The organism is Breoghania sp. (genome assembly GCF_963674635.1).
Classification (GTDB): Bacteria; Pseudomonadota; Alphaproteobacteria; order Rhizobiales; family Stappiaceae; genus Breoghania.
This window is the reverse complement of the sequence record NZ_OY771475.1, coordinates 1,286,619-1,304,045: the sequence shown is the minus strand read 5'-3', so window position 1 is coordinate 1,304,045 and position 17,427 is coordinate 1,286,619. Positions and strand designations below refer to the sequence as shown.

The following is a 17,427-nucleotide window of genomic DNA, read 5'->3' as shown; positions in this document are numbered from 1 at the left end:
TTTGATGGCTTGGAGCTATTCCTGGGCGAACCACTGCCGTTTTCGCAGCCCAAGCGCGCCTGTGGTGCGCTCTGTCGGCCGGCTAAATGCGGTCTCTCATGAGACCGGCGTCGATCAGGTCCGCCGTGGAGCGGAAATGCCGCGTCTTGGAATACCCCATCCCTTGTGAGAGCCGGTCCAGATTGGTGCGATATTCCTGGTAGAAGAAGCCGCCATTTGAGTGCTGAGCGCGGGCGATATTGGCTTCAACCTTTTCTTCCAGATCGCCTAGATGCTTGAAATGGAGGAGGCTTGCCCAACGCGCGCTCAGCTTCTTGGGCGTGCGTAATGAATGTACACCCTCGCGGAACTGACACGACCTGTCCCATTTGAGAAACGCGACCTTGCTCATCACCTCCGGATTCTGAGGCAGGTACCGCTTGATCTGGCGGAAGAGGGCATAGAGCAGGCGTAAAGAAAGGCCGGTCGGCAACCAGTTTGAGCGAAGCGGCATAAGACGCTCCATGATGCCGAGGGCAAGCCTTTGGGAAAGGGACGTATTCGTGCGAAGAAGGCGCATGCGTGCGCCACCGAAGATGTGGAAGGGCGGGGTCGGCCAGCGGCGAAGGTCCTTGAGCGGGATCGGCATGCGCCAGTAGCCGGAGCCATCGAAACAGGCGCTATGGGCGATCATCGACTGACCGGCCTCGTAACGCGGCGGGTTCGGCTCGCTCGAATAGGTGTCGACCATCGTGCAGAACACCGCATCTGCACCCTCGTCGTCCTCGACGCTTTGAACGAAATCGGCGAGGCGTTTCTCCGGCCAGCCGGGATAGACGAGCAACTCATCGATATCGACGAAAAGCACCCAGAAACCGGCGAGATAGGTGTCGGCCAGCGTCTTGCGCCAGACGGCTTTGTAGTCCCTGTAGGACTTCAGCGACCGAAAGACATGAACATCCGGCTGTTCTTGCAAGTATTGGAAGGAGCCGTCATCTGAGCCGTTGTCGATGATGAGGAACCGCTCGACCCCGATAGCCCGATGATGGGCAAGAAAGTCGGGCAAACGAAGGGCTTCGTTATAGCAAAGGCAAAGGGCAACCGGTCCGCTCACACCGGTCATGTCCACGTCCGGGAGCGTTTCGAACATGTCCTGAAGCTGTTCGGTCATGGTGGTCATTTCGCTTTTCGGGAACCGAACAGGGTATCGATGTATCGTTCTGCGATCACGTCCTTGGAGAATTCTGCCTTTAGCTTGGCAGCTCCAGCCGCAACCATCGCCGCGCCGAGCCCCTGTTCGCCCCTAACGCGGGCGAGGCAGTTGGCAAGCGCCTCGTCATCTCCGATCGGGGCGAGAAGGCCCTGTACGCCGTCTTCGATCAGCCAAGTCGGGCCTTCGCTCGTCGTGGAGACGACCGGGCGCTCCGCGGCCCAAGCCTCCAAAACCACATTGCCCAGAGGCTCGTGGGTGGAGGGAATGCAGAAGGCGTCGCAGGCCGCCAGATGTGCGCCAGGGTCCTTGACCCATCCGCCGAAGCGCAGGCGGTCACTCAGACCTGTCTCGGCTGCGATGCGGCGCAGGTTCCCTTCCTCCTCGCCATCGCCCAGAAGCCAGAGATAGGCCCCGTCAAGACGCGCGACAGCGCGGATCAGCGTATCGAAACCTTTACGGTCCACGAAACGGCCCATGCCGAGAACGACAAAGGCATCCTCCGGCGTGTCGAGCAGCTTGCGGTCAAGCGCGGGAACGGGCTTGGTCTCGGTGAAATTGGAGATGACCTTCAGATCCCGCTTCCAGCCGATATCCGCACAATGGCGGGCGATATCGGGTGTGTTGCAGATCAGGAGGTCGCAATTCTCGAAATAGTCGAGCTTTTCCGGGTAGTCGCCGAGGCGGGCAGCGCGCAGGAGGTCGTTGCGCGCCGGAATCCAGCGGCTCGCCTGCGGCATCCAGGAGACGATGGCGTCGGCCCGGAATTCATCGATGATCTTCGCGATCTTTCGGTTGGTAAAAAAGCGCGAGATATGTGAACGGCTGAACGTCATCTCGTGGATCTTGCACACATCCTCGATCTCGTCGCGCCAGACCCGGTCCGGAAAAAGCAGGGCCTGTTGTTCCACACCGCGCGCGGCAAGACCGTTGACCAGTGCAACGAAGAATCGCTCCGCGCCGCCCTTGATACCGAGATGAATATGGATCAGTCGCAAGTCTCAGTCCCCGGTTCTGGCCAGATCAATTGCCGTCGATGCGGTTGTAATAGTCGCTGAAGGAGCGGAACAGGCCGCGCATGTTCCCGATGCCGCGCGCAAGCTTCAGGCGCGCGCGATAATAGGTCTTGCGGCCCTTGTTCTTGGAGAAAAGTCCCATAAGACGCCCGATGAGGATCATCAGCGCACCGGAGATGATCCGGCGCGCCGCCTTGGGGGCAAAACGGGTGAATGCCTTGCCGAACCCCTGCCGCAGGATGGTCGCATAGGTGAGGCTGGTGGCCTGCATCTGGATACGTGCGATGAGGCGTTCCGGCTCCACGCGTGAGGCCGGGATTTCTTCCTCCACGATGGCGTCGGGCATCCACACGATGCGATGGCCCTTCGCATGGGCGCGGCGGAAGAAATCGATATCCTCGTAGCCGAATGTCAGCCGCTCGTCGAAGGTGAGCGCGGAGGCGTCCGGGCGGATCAGGGTGGCCCTCAGAAGGGTGTTGTTGGTCGGCGCCTCGTCAAGCGCCGTGCCTTCTTCTGTCGCGGCGGGCTTCAATGTCTTCCACCAGTCCGGCGGCATCTGCTCGTAATTACGCACGACCGGGCCGCTCACCACATCTGCTTGATGGCGTTCCGCCGCCTCTATGAGCTTTGCGAGCCAGTCCGGCCGCGCCACCTCGTCGTCATCAATCAGCGCAATCCAGCCGTAACCGCGCTCAATGCCAGCCTTGAGTGTGCGGTTGCGGGCAATTGGAATCCCGCGCCGCGGCTCCTGATAATAGTGGACCGGGTAGATGCCAAGCTCTCCCGATACCCGCGCCACGTCGCGAGACAGTGGCTCCACGTCGTTTTCCACGACGCAGACCTCAAGCGTCCAGCCCTCTGGAAGCTCTTGCGCGAGAATGGAATCGATGCAACGCCGGAGCATGTTGGGGCGGCGCGCGGTGCAGATCATCACGCCGATCGTCTGGGATAGGGGCATCAAGCTATTTATTTCCTCGAGATGCACTGCTCATAAACGGAATCGAGCTTGCGGGCCGAGACCGTAACATCAAATTGGGCGCGACCACGTGCCTTTCCGCGTGCGGCAATGTCGGCGCGCTTGTCGGGATTGTCGATGAGTGACATGAGCGCAGACGAGAACGCTGCGGCATCTTCCGGGTCGACGATCTCGCCCACGCCTTCGCAGATCTCGCGCAGGCCCCCGCGACCAGAAGTTATGAGCGCAGCCCCCCCCGCATAGGCTTCAATTGCGGTGCGCCCGAACGGCTCCTCGAAGATCGATGGCACCAGCGCGATGGCCGCGCGCTCGTAAGCCTGCTGCACGTGGCTATGTGGACGGTCTGTCTCAATGATCACGCGCTCCCCAAGCGGCGCGAGCAGGTCAATGATGTGCTGAAAATAGGCGTCGTCGTCATCAAGTCGCGACAGGATGAACTGTGCCCGCCAGTCAGGCCGCTCCGAAAGAACGGCGGCAATGGCGGCTGCCGCTTCGAGCCCCCCCTTGGCTGCGACGGCGCGTCCGACGAAAAGCACGGTCTTCTCGCGCTCGGTTGCCGGGTTCCAGCCGGAGTAATCGAGCCCGTTGTGGACGCGCCAGACTTTCTTTTCCAGCTTGGGGAAATCTGCCGCGAACCGTTCGCGCAGGAAGTCGGACACCACGACAACGCCGGCAAAGGCGGACAATTGGCGGGTTTTCATCCAGCGGGGAAAAAAAGATGCGGGGGCGGGGGTCAGATTGTGCCGATAGAGCAGAACTGGAATGCCCGCCGCCTTGATGCGGATGGCGGTCGCCGACGGCACATGCTGGTGAACGACGATCAGGTCCGGATCGACAGCAGCCATAGCATCTGCAAGTGCGGTTGCATAGGAGCGCTGCGCCGTGGAATTGCCCCGCGGGACACCGCGGTAATCGATGTCGGGGAAAGGCGCGTCAATCGCTTCGCCGAAGACGATGGTGTCGTCCTTCAGGGCGGAATGTGCGGCAGCATCGCGCACACACAGATCTATGGCAGTCGCGCCTTCGGCGCCGAAATGCATCTTTCGTGGAAGGCAAATGGCGACGCGCATCAGGCGGTCCTCAGACTGGTCGGGCCGGATCGCATCGAAGGACGCGACCCGGCACACTCGTAAAGGCCTATTCCTGAACGTTCAGGCGCAGACTGAGTTCGCGCAGCTGCTTGGGCGTCGCCTCGGACGGTGCTCCCATCATCAGGTCCTGCGCCTGCTGGTTCATCGGGAAGACCGTGACCTCGCGCAGGTTCTGCTTGCCAGCAAGCAGCATCACGATGCGGTCGATACCCGCGGCCATGCCACCATGCGGGGGCGCGCCATACTGGAATGCGCGGTACATGCCACCGAAACGCTCCTGAAGAACGGCCTCTTCATAACCGGCAATGCCGAACGCCTTGACCATCACTTCCGGCAAGTGGTTTCGGATGGCGCCCGAGCCGATCTCGTAGCCATTGCAGACGATGTCGTACTGGTAGGCCTTCAGTTCCAGCGGGTCGGTGCCCTCAAGCCCCTCAAGCCCGCCCTTGGGCATGGAGAAGGGGTTGTGCGAGAAGTCGATCTTCTTCTCCTCCTCGTCCCATTCGTACATCGGGAAGTCGACGATCCAGCAAAGTGCGAAGCGGTCCTCATCGACGAGGTTCAGCTCGGTGCCAACGCGGGTACGCGCCGCGCCTGCGAAATCGGCGAATTTCTTCGGATCGCCCGCCACGAAGAAGGCGGCATCGCCAGCTTCAAGACCAAGCTGCGTGCGGATCGCTTCCGTGCGCTCCGGGCCAATGTTCTTGGCGAGCGGGCCGGCGCCTTCCAGCGTCTCGCCTTCCTTGCGCCAGAAGATGTAGCCAAGTCCCGGCTGACCGGTGGACTGAGCCCAGGAGTTCATGCGGTCGCAGAAGGCGCGGCTGCCGCCGGTTTTGGCCGGGATCGCCCAGACTTCGGTCTTCGGGTCGCTCTCGATCATGCGGGCGAAGACCTTGAAGCCGGAATTGGCGAAATGGTCGGTCACCGCTTCCATCTCGATGGGGTTGCGCAGGTCCGGCTTGTCGGACCCATACTTGCGGATCGCCTCGTCATACGCGATGCGCGGGAATTCCTGCGTGACCGGCTTGCCTTCGGCGAAATCCTCGAAGATGCCGCGGATCACGGGCTCCATGGTGGTCAGAACGTCTTCCTGCTCCACGAAGCTCATTTCAAGGTCGAGCTGATAGAACTCGCCCGGCAGACGGTCGGCGCGCGGGTCTTCGTCGCGGAAGCAGGGCGCGATCTGGAAGTAGCGGTCGAACCCGGCAACCATCAGCAGCTGCTTGAACTGCTGCGGCGCCTGCGGCAGCGCATAGAAGGTGCCGGGATGAATGCGGGATGGCACGAGGAAGTCGCGTGCGCCTTCCGGCGAAGAGGCCGTCAGGATCGGCGTCTGGTATTCGGTGAAGCCAACCTCGTTCATGCGGCGACGCATGGCGGCGATGATGGCAGAGCGCTTCACGATGGTGTTGTGCAGGCTTTCGCGGCGCAGATCGATGAAGCGGTACTTGAGACGTGTCTCTTCCGGGTATTCGAGCTCGCCAAAGACCGGCAGCGGCAATTCCTTGGCCGCGCTCAGGACATCGAGCTTGTCGATATAGACCTCGATCTGCCCGGTCGGCAGCGTGTCGTTGATGGTCTCGCCAGTGCGTTTCTTGACCTTGCCCTCGACGCGGATGACCCATTCCGACCGCACGGTTTCAGCGATCTTGAAGCCCTCGGAATCAGGATCGACCACACACTGGGTTAGGCCATAGTGATCGCGCAGATCGATGAACAGCAGGCCGCCATGATCTCGCACACGATGAACCCAGCCGGACAGACGCACGGTCTCTTCAACGTGGGTATCGCGCAGTTCCCCGCAGGTGTGGCTCCGATAGAGATGCATGGATTCCTCGGTATTTGGGCTTTTGACGTCAGATTTGCGCGTCGGATGCGCGCCGATGCCCGCAACAGGCGGACAAGGCCGGCCGCGTAGCTTCACAACCGGGGCAGAAGACATGCCCCACGCGGGCTGTCAATGCAAGAGGGGGCTTTTCACCCCGAAAGTGGCGGAAAAGTCTTGGTGAGCCGGACAAGGCGAAGACGGAGGGACGCGGCATTGGCGCTTGGCCGGACAGCCGACATGCGGCCAAAGGCGGTTTATTCACCAACCGCCAGCAACAGGGGATGCCACTGGTTTCGGTAAGGCGCGAATTCCAAAGTGTCCTTGTCGTAGACAGAAAGCCCTTCTCCGGCGAGAGCGGGATAGGCGAGGCGATCGGATATCCGAGCCATCAGGGGACGCCCCGTCTCGGCCATATGCCTCTCAAGCGCGCTGAGAGCGCGGCTTTTCAGGCGCACACGATTGGCAACGACATGGATGCATGCCTTGCCCTTTCGCACCTTCTTCAGGGCCCCGATCTTGTCCAGAAAGCTGTCGGTGGATTCCGTGTCAAAGACGGACGGCATCAGCGGGACGACGATTTCGTCCGCCTCGTGGATCAGAGCCTCGGCATGTCGGCCCGTCAATGCGCCTGGGCCGTCAATGATCACCATGTCAATGCGTTTGGGGGCCTCGCCAAGATCCTTGTCCCTGGTCCAGTTGAGCCCGGCAATCGGCGCTGCGTCTTTCGGTCTCAGGGAAAGCCATTTCAAGGAGGATTTCTGGCGATCCGCATCGGCGAGCGCGACCTTGTTGCCTTGAGCGACAAACGCGGCCGCAAGGGTGGTTGCAACCGTTGTCTTGCCGCAACCTCCCTTGCGGTTCGCAACCAGAATTGTACGCATGAAAGCCGCTCCTGTGTCCGCTCTTGGCGAGATCACGATAGGTCGGTAACACACGCGTATCCAGAACACTCTTCGCGCTTGACGACTGGCATTGAGGTTCTCGCGTGGTACAAGGGGCGACAACCAGTTCCAGCTACGCTATGTCTCCCAGATCATGACGCCTATCACAACGACCTCCGATCTTGCCAACGCCTGTTCCCGCTTCGCCAAATTCGATTTCGTTACAGTCGATACCGAGTTCATGCGCGAGAGTACTTTCTGGCCGAAACTGTGCCTGATTCAGCTCGCGGGTCCCGAGGATGCCATCACCGTCGACCCCATGGCCGACGGAATAGACCTGACGCCCTTCTTTGACCTGATGCGTGATGAAAGCACGGTCAAAGTGTTTCACGCGGCCCGTCAGGATATTGAAATCGTTTATCATCTCGCCGGGTTCGTGCCCCAGCCGGTCTTCGACACGCAGGTCGCGGCCATGGTCTGCGGTTTCGGCGACTCGGTTTCCTATGATCAACTCGTCGGCAAGGTGACCGGGCATCGGATCGACAAGACGCACCGCTTCACCGACTGGGCGCGTCGCCCCCTGACCGACAAACAGCTTTCCTACGCGCTGGCCGACGTCACGCACTTGCGCGACGTCTACCTGTTCCTGAAGGCTAATCTGGAAGAGCAGAACCGCGCGCACTGGGTTTCGGAGGAAATGGAGGTCCTGACCTCTCCCGAAACCTATCGTATGGCCCCGGAAAACGCCTGGAAGCGGCTCAAGATGCGTGTGCGCAAGCCGCTCGAACTTGCCGTTCTCATGGAAGTCGCAGCCTGGCGCGAGGAAGAGGCCCAGCGCCGAGATGTTCCGCGCAACCGTGTGCTGAAGGACGAGGCGATCTACGAGATCGCCGCGCAACAGCCGCGCGACGCCAGTGCGCTCGGTGCGCTTCGCACGATCCCGCGCGGCTTCGAGCGCTCACGCGTCGCGGAGGACATCCTGTCCGCCGTATCGCGTGCCCTGGCCATTCCGAAGAAGGATCTGCCCCCTGTCCCGCGAGGCCGGCCGCAGGCCGAAGGGTCGGCGGCGGCGGTCGAGCTCCTCAAGGTGCTCCTGAAGCTCGTTTGTGAATCCCATGGTGTCGCCGCGAAAATCGTCGCGACGGTGGATGAGCTTGAGCAGATCGCTTCCGACGACAATGCGGACGTGGCGGCCATGAAGGGGTGGCGCGGCGAGCTTTTCGGTCAGGCGGCAATCAAGCTGAAGCACGGCAAGCTGGCGCTCGCATTTGCCAATGGTCGAACCGTTCTCCTGGATCTGCCTGAGGAAATGCAGGTCGAGGCCTGACATTCCCGGCCCACGGGAGATGAACTGGAACAAGAAAAAGGCCCGCCTCCTGCAGGAGGCGGGCCTTTCGCTTTTTGGCGGGCAGGGGACCTGCTCAGTTGGCGCTGACTTTGACGTTCAGCAGGCCGGTGAGCGTTTCAGGCGCGGTTGCGGCAAGGCCCAGAAGCTGCGCAGCGAAGACCGGGCTTCCCGGTTCCATGCTGATCTTCAGCCGTTCCGGGTTCGCAAGGAACTCATTGAGCGCGTTTTCCAGTTCATCCGCGAACGGGGTCTTGGAAAGCGGGCCGAGTGCCGCGCGGACCTGCGCGACCGTACCTGAGCGGATCGTCTCCACCGGAACGTCGTTCTTCCTGGATTCCTGCTCCAGCATCGCCGTGATGATTTCCGCATCCTCGATGACCAGAGAACCGCTCTTGATCGTGAGCGACGCGATGGCCTCCTTGGCACGGCTGGGATCCTCGAAGACGACCTTCGGCACTCCGCCAAGGGTGACACGCAGGGTGGCGCTACCGCCGTTCTCCAGACGAATACCCGCCTGTTCGAGCGTCAGATCTTGCGTAGCCTCGTTCCAATCGATCAGCAGGGTCTGATTGATCTGCAACGCATCGAAGCCCATGGCCTTTGCGACCCGCCGGGCCTTCGGATTGGTGATCATTGCGACGGGCAGGTTCAGGCCTTCAAGAACATTGGCGATCCGCGTCGGAATGGGGCCGATGAAGTCATGAAGCCCGAGCTCGTATGAGTCGAGCGAAAGCGTCACCGGCGCATTAGCCGGAGCCATCGCGAAATCCTTGATCTCAATGCCACCGATGGTCGGAACGGCGGCAAGCATCGCAGGAATGTCGAGCCGGGCCTGTGACTTCTTGAGTTTGAGCAGGGCCACATAGTCGGCATAGGTGATATCCGAGATCGCGAGCCGGGACAGGCCGAACTGGGCGCTGTTTTTCGGATTGGAAATCCCCGCACCCTCGACAACGATGGATCCGACGCCTCTCTGCGTCATGTCCGATACGTCGACGAGGCCGACCTGGGCGATCCGCGTTGCGCCCTGGTTGATGTGCAGGCCTTTCATGTTGAACTGACCAAGATTGTACTTCGTCAGGAGCGGGACAAAGGCCGCGAAGAACTCATCCTTGTCTTCGGGAGCGCCGCCGAGGAGGAGAGGATCCAGAAGCTTGGCGAGGCCGGCCTCGGGCTTTCCCATCGCGAACTCATGAAGAGTAAGCTCGTCAAGCTTGATGGTGAGGTCTTCTTTCTCCATCTCGACCGAATAGTCGTTGATGCCACCGTCTCCAATCACGATGTCACTCGTCAGGTCCGGGAACAGGGCAGGGTCGACGAGCCGGAAAACAGGCCGGAAATCCATGTCGTGATAAAACATGCGGCCAGCCGTCACGTTCATCGACATATTGGGGGCCTTGTCGTCGAGCGACAGGCTGTTCTTTGAGCTCTGCGAAGAGCCATCTGCTTCGTAGCTTTCGATTTGAAGCCCATTGATCCCGCGAACCACCAAATTGTCGTACTGGCCCACCTGTTCGATGCCCGTGGCGGCAAACCGCAATTCAAGCTTGGGCGTCTTCACAAGCTCCGCCTGGCTGGAGCTCAAATAATCGGCGGTGGCGGAAAAGAAGGACTTGATAGGAGTGCTGGCATCGATTGCCGGGCGTTCGATCTTCCGCTCCTTGTAATGCACCACTTCAAGGTTGGTGGCGTTCATCTGATAGGTGATGTGCTGCGGCTTTTTCGCTTCTGGTTTCCCCTCAGGCGCCGCAGCTTCGGGGGCGTCTTCCTGGCTCTTCGGGGGCTGGTCGGGCGTTTTGGTGGGGACCACAAAGTCAAAGCTCACCGTATAGCCTTCGGGGTAGCTGAGCCGACCGGCCTGGAACGTGTCTCCATCAATCGAAATGCGTTCGGCAGAGACCAACGGGCTGGTCACCTTCACCGACCCTTCAAGCGTGGGCAGAGTGCCCAGCGGCAGTTCGAAGGGGATGACAACTTCCACGTTTTCGATGGTCGTGACATCGCCATCTTGAGAGATCGCGCCATGCCCGGCGGTGGTTGCGCCGAGTGTGCGGTAGTTTGCCATGTAGGCGTCGATGATCTGCTCAGGCGTGTCCGCGGCAAGCGCCGGTCCCGATCCAATGACCAGTGTCGCCAAACCTATGGCTCGCCCATGTCTTCCTAGGCTGCCTGTGAATGCGTACATGCGGATCTCCTGTAGAATGCACATTTGGGTATTAAAATGCCGGGGCGGCATGAGCCTGCCCCGGCTTGAGCTTGGTTCCGATCGGGCTGCCTACTGGTTGGCCTGAATTTCAACAGCCAGCATATCGGGAATGGTCTGCGGCGCGATCATCGCGACGCCAACGATCTGTCCAAACGGGACGGGCTGCGCAGGATTGGCCGATACGGTGAACGTGCCCGGCTGGTTCAGGAAGGCGACCGCCGCATTCTGGATCTTTTCCTGCAAGCCCGGGTTCTGCAGCAAGGCGAGAATGTTGGGCATGGCTCCCGACAGCTGGTCGACGAGGCCCGCGCGATCCGTTCCAGCCTCCTTGGCCTGCATGTCGAGTATCCGGTCAACCATGGTGTCATTGCGGAAGTGGATATTGAGATCAACGATGGAGATCATCTGCAACAGGCCGGTCAGCTTTCCGAAATCGCTCTCCGCCTCCTGGAATTGGGCAAGCACCTCAGGCGTCAGGCCGAGAAGCGTCGTGGAGATATGCAGAGCGCCCATATCCTTGCCGGAAATCTCGAAATCCTCCAGCGCGGCCTTGCCATCTGCCGCGGACCACATGCCCGCGCCCTTGATGCTCAGGTTCAGGCTGTCATAGCCCAGTTCCGTCATCTGTTTGGCAAAGTCCTTGTCCTCGACCGAATTCGGGTCGATCAGGATGCCCTCCACGTTCAGCGACGCCTTGATGGACCCGTCATCGCCGATCGGGTTGAGTGTGCTTGCGAACCGCTCGATCGGCACATCCGCTTCATCCTCTGCACTCATCTTGATGCCGGTGAATTCCATCTCGCGATAGAAGGGCGGCTTTTCGATGGCCGTGGACGGGTTCTTGATTTCCTCAGGCGAGGGGATGCGCAGGCCCTTGAATGCGCCGACCTCGACTTTCACCATATCTCCGTCCAGAAGAAACGAAAGATCTGTGAGCGCCATGCTCGATGATGTGATCGAGCCATCGGCCTGGAGCGCTGCGTCCGACAGGGAAGCGCTGCCGATCGAAAAAACGCGTTTGTCGCCTTTTGCGGAGTAGTCGGCTGAAATTCCTTTCATGACAACTTCCTCGCCCGCGACCGCGACGCTCTCGACGGAGACTTTCGTCGCGTAGCCTGCCTCAAGCGAGGTCAGGAACGCGTCGGCGACCGGATTGCCGGTCGGCTCGAAAGCGAAGGCCGTATGGGGTGTGGCTAGGGTCGCGCCAAGGATCACCGCATAAGCGGTGCGTGAGAGGAAGTTGACACCCATTCTGGTCTCCAAATCTAGTTTCGGGCACTCGCCCATGCGCTTCGCCGGCTGCAAATCGGGGGGAGCAAGCCGGGAATCAGTTAACCGAGGCCGCCACGCTCATTCATGCTGGCGGCAAAGATGTGGCAGGCAATTCAAAAGGATCCATCTGCCGGATCCGAAGGCCACTCGCCTGGTCGGTCGAGATCAGGCCGACTTCGTTGCGGCTTCAGGAAACATCTCCATCGCCGCTTTAACGTCTTCAAGCTGCGGGAGGCTTGCTTCGTTGCCCAGATGCTGGATCGCGTGCGCCGAAGCGGCCCTTGAGAACCGGAAGTGATCTGCCCAGGGCGCTTCGGGGTTGCTCAGATACGAGTAAATATAGGCGCCGTGGAACACATCGCCCGCGCCGTTGGTGTCTACGATCTTGTCCGCAGGTACCGCAAGCGAAGGCATCACCTGAACTGTCCCGGTTTCATCGTACCAGACCAGGCCGCGCTCTCCCATTGTGATACCCCCGATACGGCAGCCATGGGCCTTGAGGTAGTCCAGTGTCTGGCGAGGGTCCAGCTCCAGCTGCTCACTGAAACGCTCCGAAACGATCGCGACATCGATATAGCGCAGGACTTCATCCGTGTTCGGCCGCACAGCGCCGCCATCGATGGAGGTCAAGATTCCGGCCTCGCGGCAGGTTTTCGCATAGTGCAGCGCCGCGTCGGGCAGGTGCCCGTCGATATGCAGCGCTCGGCAGCCATCGAGGTTGAGAAGGGGGAAGGGGTGAAGGAAATTATCGTCCCGGCAGCGCACGATCGCGCGCTTGGATCCCTTGGGCATGATGAAGGAGAGGGAGGACTCCCGCACCTTGCGACCATGAAGCTCAATCCCGTATTTGCCGGCCATGTCGGAAAACATGTGGGCAAGCCAGTCATTTGCCTGAGAGCAGATCAGGTCCGGCTTGTGCCCGAGCCGGGCGCAACAGAAGGCCGCCGTAACCGCGTTTCCGCCGAAACTCACGGCATAATCCTGCGCGATCGTTTTTTCGTCGCCGGTGGGCAACTCGTCTGTGAGGAAGGTGATGTCGATATAGGCCTGACCGATGAAAAGGGCTTCCATACGTACTCTCTATCGGGTTCGAATTCTTGATCACGAGCGTGATCATGGGCGTGCGGAGCGGAGTTTTCGCGCCTTTGGCGAATGGTGCAACCCGTCATACGAAAATTCGCGCCATTCAGCAGCCGTTTACGTTCCGGGTGCATTATTAACGGATCAGTCACCCTGTTTCTGCGGACACGCGCTTGTCACGACGTTACAAAATTTTCTTCCGCGTCCTGTTCTTTGCGGTGCTGCTGGCGATCGTGCCCCTGGCCGTCGCCAAGTTCAGCCTGGATCACTATGCGGAATCACGCGCGCGCACGGAGTTGCGGGCGGCCGCACAGCGCTATGTCTTGCGCGCTGAAGAGGCGCTGGCCGACGGGGTGACCGCGCTCCAGACACTCGTGGCCGATGGCCATGTTTCCTGTCTGCCCAATGCGCATCTCGCTTATGGCGCCGTCATGCGTCAACATGCCTTCGTTCAATCCATCGATGTGGTGGATGCCAATGGCATTCCGATGTGTTCGTCCCCAGTCCGGCCACGTTCCGGGGATGCGCTCCTGCCTGCCTACAGGCCTGATTCTCCGATGGTGGGGCTTGGGTTGCTCGACGAGTCTTTCGAGGGCGTGCACCTTGCGGCGGTCAGCTGGCATGTGGGCAACGGGGTTCGCCTCGTTGCGGAGCTTTCCGCACCTGGTGTCTCCATCGATGCCGGACCCGAATATCTGCGCTCATGGCGACGGATCGAAGTGCGGCTTGCGCAGGATGTCCGGTGGATCACGGTTGGTGAGGCGATCGATGATCAGACGGCATCCGCAGAGATCAGTGGTCAGGAGATTGTCGAGTATGTGCGATCCGAGCGCTATCCGCTCCAGGCCACGATTGTCGCGCCGATCGATGCCGCTGCGGTGTTGGTTGCCGACCTGAAAGTGCTTGCGGCGGTGGCCTGCGGGGCCTTTGCCGTGCTCTTCATGGTTGTTTCCTTGTGGGCGTCCTGGCGTCCGGACCAGGCGGCGGACGATGAGTTCATCTCAGCCATCCGGCGTGGCGAGTTCGTTCCCTATTATCAGCCTGTCATGGATATCGAGACGGGCGGCTTGCGCGGTTGCGAGGTCCTGATCCGCTGGCGGATGGCGGATGGGACCATCGTCTCTCCGGGGCAGTTCATGCAATATGCTGAAACCTCCGGCCATATCTTTGAGATGACTCGCCAAATCATGCGCAAGACGATCTTGGAAGTTGGCGATCTTTACGAAAAGAACCGCGACCTGAAGCTCTCGGTGAATCTCTTTGCCGGGCATTTCGAGGACCGCCGGATTATTGAAGATCTCCAGGCGATCTATGGCGATTCAAAGATCGCATTCTCGCAGATCGTCCTTGAGGTCACAGAGCGCTTCCCGCTTCGCGACGTGAAGCTCGCGCGCAGGATCATTGCCGAGATGCAATCCCTCGGGTTCCGTGTGGCGCTGGATGATGCGGGCACGGGCCATGGTGGCCTTGCCTACCTGCAGACCCTCGGAATCGACATCGTCAAGATCGACAAGATGTTTGTCGATACGCTCGGTTCCGACGCGACGGGCAGCTCCATCGTGGACATGCTTGTTGAGCTTGCTGGCAACCTCGGCATGGGAATTATCGCCGAAGGCGTGGAAACCATGGAGCAGATCACGCATCTGCGCGCGTTGGGGGTCACATCCGCGCAAGGCTACATTTTCGCCCCTCCCTTGCCTGGGCCCTTGTTTGTGCAGCTTGCAGAAGCATTGACGGCCGGTGAAGAGAGCACGCCGGAGTTGGAGATGGCGGATGACGCGGCTGCCGAGGAGGAGCTTTCGGTCGCCGTGAACGGCTGATCGAATATCTTTTTCAGAAACGCTGGGAAAAGTCTCGGTTTCGCCCCGTCTTGCTATGGAGAGACTGGGGGCGAAAAGGCTGACGCCCCACGCCAAACGTTCTGGGGGCTGGGGACGCAGTTTTTAGCCGATCTTTGCTAGGACAGGTTGTCGCCCCGCTTGTGTTGCAGTGCGAATGAAATCTAAAAATCGATAGAAATTACAAGGTTCTTTCGCTTCGTATTGGCAAAAGTGCTGCTATGGCAAAGAGGAGCGCAAGGGGTTTACTGGTCCAGACCAACGCGCTATCGATCCATACCACCGGAGAGGCCGTCAGACCTGAGTGTCATTCGCTGTGTGGTTTGATGGCTAAGCGGTCAACACAGAATCTGTGCCCGGTTGTGATGGCGTGCCGCCATCGCCTTTTGAGCGGTATATGTTTCGTGGATAAGAGGCGCCTTGAATGGAAATCAAGCCCGACCGACTGGGGAAGGTAGCTCTTCTCGCTGCGATCAGTTCGCGCGAGGAAGAAGAGCTATTCAAGCAGCATATCGCGTCGAGCACGCGGTTGAAGCTCGGCATTACATTTGTGAGTGGTGTCCGTAGCGATGTCACAAAGACATTCGTGAAATCGCTGGTTGCTTGCGCACTCCAGAGCCACATCATTCACCATCAGCACAATGAGATCCATGCTGTCATCCACGCGGGGCTTGAGTGTCTGAAGGGGGTTGTGTCGGATGTCGCTGCCGAATCCAGTTTGAAGATGAAGGTCGCGATCGTCTCGGATGGTCGCTGGTTGGTCATCGCCGCTCATGGCGAATCTGCCTTCCACCCGGAGACTAATCACGAGCGTGTCGGTTTCGGGGTGATGCATCTCTAGCCGTTTGTCCGGTTTAATTCGCACGAAATTGAGTTGGGTTGCACGAAGGTGCGACCGAATACCTGTAAGTGTGAATACGGCTCAGCGGGCTCCATCTCACGTAACGGCGTAAGTAATAATGCGTCAGTTTAAGCTGTCGCAGCGGAATCGCGGGCATAGTGTCCTACGTATAGGTCCGTATATGATGCGCTTGTTATCTGCCAAGTGGCAGAAAACAAAGGAAAATACCGAGGGGTTAGGCACAATTTTCGATTATGCCACTTTGCCGCAATCAAACATCGCAAGTGGCTATGGACTTTGCGTCTTACGGGTGAGATATAACACTCAAGTTGAGGTTGAGGTTTGGAACCGAGCCTCGGCGGGCCCAAGGGCCGAATATAGGTTTCGCCAATGTGGGCGGAACTCGTGAACGATGCCCCACCTCCCCGGGGCTGTGAATCAGTGATCAGGGGTAGCATTCGGACCCATCCGGTATGTTGCCTATCGGTTTTGGCCCCGCCACGGGGCGTGTGATCTCGTGACCAGAGCGGCTTGTCATGCCCGTGCCGGGCGTGCCTCGGAGCCCCTCAAGCATCAAAATCGCCAGTGTCTCAGTGTCCTTGCCGTGATGGCGAGTGTCTGATTTTCTTGAGCGGAAATACACGTAATACGGGTAAATACGCATCGTAGAATATCAGGACGGGTACGAGCTTATGCGAGCTTGTTTGGTCGCCCCCTTGTGGGATAGCGGTCATGCAATGCAGAACGAGTACGAGATTATGCAGGTTTCCCAGCAATTTGAAGCAAGAGAGCGCGACCGGGGCGATGCCCTGGAGCCCGACATTGCCGCGGTATCGTGGCAAATCGGGACGGCGTTCGTTGCTGGCACATTGCTGGAAGTGGCGAGTCATCCAAAGCCGGGTCTGGTGACGGCGCGTTCGAACGGATCGCACAAGGACATGAACATTCAAACGTTCATGCTTGCGTCCGCGGCGATCGCGCCGTGTTTTTATCTGTGCGCCGAAGCTGGAATTCGCCACCAGGGATCGTCCCGCGATCTGCTGCGCCCTGTGCGTGAGATCGGGTGTCGTTATGAAGGTCTTCTTCTGTCGGCAACCGGTGGTGTCAACACGCAGCGCGGCTTCCTGTTCTCTGCTGGCGTTCTGAGCGCGGCAGCCGGAAGGCTGGTACGCGATCAGATGGCGATTGAAGACGAGGCGCTCTTCTCTGTCGCAGCTGCGATGACCGACGGTCTTTGCGCGCGGGAGCTGAACGGGACGTCCAATCGCGAGCCGGGAACAGCGGGCGAATGGCTCTACCAGCGCTACGGGGTGCTTGGCATCCGTGGCGAGGTGGAGGCTGGCTTTCCGACCGTCGTCGAGGCGGGTTTGCCAGCTTATCGCTATGCGAAAACAAAGGGTGCGTCTCTGGAAGAGGCGCTTGTCCACACCCTGATTTCACTGATGGCGGCCACCGAGGACACAACGCTTTTGTGGCGTGGTGGCTTCGATGCTCTCGATTTCGTGCGTGAAAAGGCGCGCGAAGCGGTTTGCCTGGGGGGCGCTCTGACGCCGGCCGGTATGGCAGCCATCAACCAGCTCGACGCTGAGTGCATCACTCGCAATTTGAGCCCCGGTGGTTCGGCAGATCTTCTGGCGGTCACTTATGGGGTCGATGTGCTCGTTAGTGGCGCCCCTGGAGCGGGGACCGCTTTCTCCGGCCAGCCTGAAACGGCGGGTCAGTTCCCTCAACCCCCGAGGATATCATGAACATCATTGTCTACTCAGGGATGGCCTACCTCATCACGGCCGTGATCGCCTTCGGCGTGATCGGCGTGATCGTCGGCATCTCGAAGTTCCTCTCCCAGCCCTCCGAATAGACT

Annotated in this window: 13 protein-coding genes; 4 read left to right on the top strand and 9 right to left on the bottom strand. The window is 59.9% G+C overall.

Annotated features, from left to right (window positions below):
- Nucleotides 1-82 precede the first annotated feature (82 nt).
- From ABGM93_RS05895 to ABGM93_RS05870, 6 genes are all read right to left on the bottom strand, one after another.
- Entirely contained in the window at nt 83-1,159 is a 1,077-nt protein-coding gene (locus tag ABGM93_RS05895) for a glycosyltransferase family 2 protein (protein WP_321504274.1), read from the bottom strand.
- On the bottom strand, nt 1,156-2,187 hold the full coding sequence (locus tag ABGM93_RS05890) for a glycosyltransferase (protein ID WP_321504272.1): 1,032 nt from the start codon (nt 2,185-2,187) through the stop codon (nt 1,156-1,158). The genes ABGM93_RS05895 and ABGM93_RS05890 overlap by 4 nt, the downstream gene beginning before the upstream one ends.
- 25 nt (nt 2,188-2,212) lie before the next feature.
- A complete protein-coding gene (locus ABGM93_RS05885; protein ID WP_321504270.1) occupies nt 2,213-3,163 on the bottom strand; it encodes a glycosyltransferase in 951 nt (316 codons plus the stop codon).
- A gap of 8 nt (nt 3,164-3,171) precedes the next feature.
- The gene (locus ABGM93_RS05880; RefSeq protein ID WP_321504268.1) at nt 3,172-4,251 is read right to left on the bottom strand and encodes a glycosyltransferase family 4 protein; all 1,080 of its coding nucleotides are present in this window, start codon (nt 4,249-4,251) and stop codon (nt 3,172-3,174) included.
- 67 nt (nt 4,252-4,318) lie between these two features.
- Nucleotides 4,319-6,100: an aspartate--tRNA ligase gene (aspS, locus tag ABGM93_RS05875; protein ID WP_321504266.1), complete on the bottom strand. Its 1,782-nt coding sequence runs from the start codon at nt 6,098-6,100 to the stop codon at nt 4,319-4,321.
- A 254-nt stretch (nt 6,101-6,354) separates the two neighbouring features.
- Complete coding sequence (locus ABGM93_RS05870; protein WP_321504260.1) at nt 6,355-6,981, bottom strand: ParA family protein; 627 nt, start codon at nt 6,979-6,981, stop codon at nt 6,355-6,357.
- 154 nt (nt 6,982-7,135) lie between these two features.
- Between ABGM93_RS05870 and rnd the strand changes: the two genes are divergently transcribed.
- Nucleotides 7,136-8,308, top strand: coding sequence for a ribonuclease D (rnd, locus tag ABGM93_RS05865; RefSeq protein ID WP_321504258.1), 1,173 nt, complete (start codon nt 7,136-7,138; stop codon nt 8,306-8,308).
- 94 nt (nt 8,309-8,402) lie between these two features.
- Here the strand turns inward: rnd and ABGM93_RS05860 are convergent, their stop codons facing one another.
- The 3 genes from ABGM93_RS05860 to ABGM93_RS05850 all read right to left on the bottom strand — a co-directional run bounded on the left by ABGM93_RS05860 (nt 8,403) and on the right by ABGM93_RS05850 (nt 12,878).
- The gene (locus ABGM93_RS05860; RefSeq protein ID WP_321504256.1) at nt 8,403-10,466 is read right to left on the bottom strand and encodes a hypothetical protein; all 2,064 of its coding nucleotides are present in this window, start codon (nt 10,464-10,466) and stop codon (nt 8,403-8,405) included.
- A gap of 138 nt (nt 10,467-10,604) precedes the next feature.
- The gene (locus tag ABGM93_RS05855) at nt 10,605-11,786 is read right to left on the bottom strand and encodes a hypothetical protein (RefSeq protein ID WP_321504254.1); all 1,182 of its coding nucleotides are present in this window, start codon (nt 11,784-11,786) and stop codon (nt 10,605-10,607) included.
- Nucleotides 11,787-11,972: 186 nt separating this feature from the next.
- Nucleotides 11,973-12,878 (bottom strand): sugar kinase, encoded by a 906-nt coding sequence (locus tag ABGM93_RS05850; RefSeq protein ID WP_321504252.1) that lies wholly within the window; start codon nt 12,876-12,878, stop codon nt 11,973-11,975.
- A gap of 182 nt (nt 12,879-13,060) precedes the next feature.
- Here ABGM93_RS05850 and ABGM93_RS05845 point away from each other — a divergent pair, with 182 nt between their 5' ends.
- From ABGM93_RS05845 to mdcB, 3 genes are all read left to right on the top strand, one after another.
- Entirely contained in the window at nt 13,061-14,707 is a 1,647-nt protein-coding gene (locus ABGM93_RS05845; RefSeq protein WP_321504250.1) for an EAL domain-containing protein, read from the top strand.
- A gap of 442 nt (nt 14,708-15,149) precedes the next feature.
- Entirely contained in the window at nt 15,150-15,566 is a 417-nt protein-coding gene (locus tag ABGM93_RS05840; protein ID WP_321504246.1) for a HutP family protein, read from the top strand.
- A gap of 737 nt (nt 15,567-16,303) precedes the next feature.
- Nucleotides 16,304-17,314, top strand: coding sequence for a triphosphoribosyl-dephospho-CoA synthase MdcB (mdcB, locus tag ABGM93_RS05835; protein ID WP_321504243.1), 1,011 nt, complete (start codon nt 16,304-16,306; stop codon nt 17,312-17,314).
- Nucleotides 17,315-17,427 lie beyond the last annotated feature (113 nt).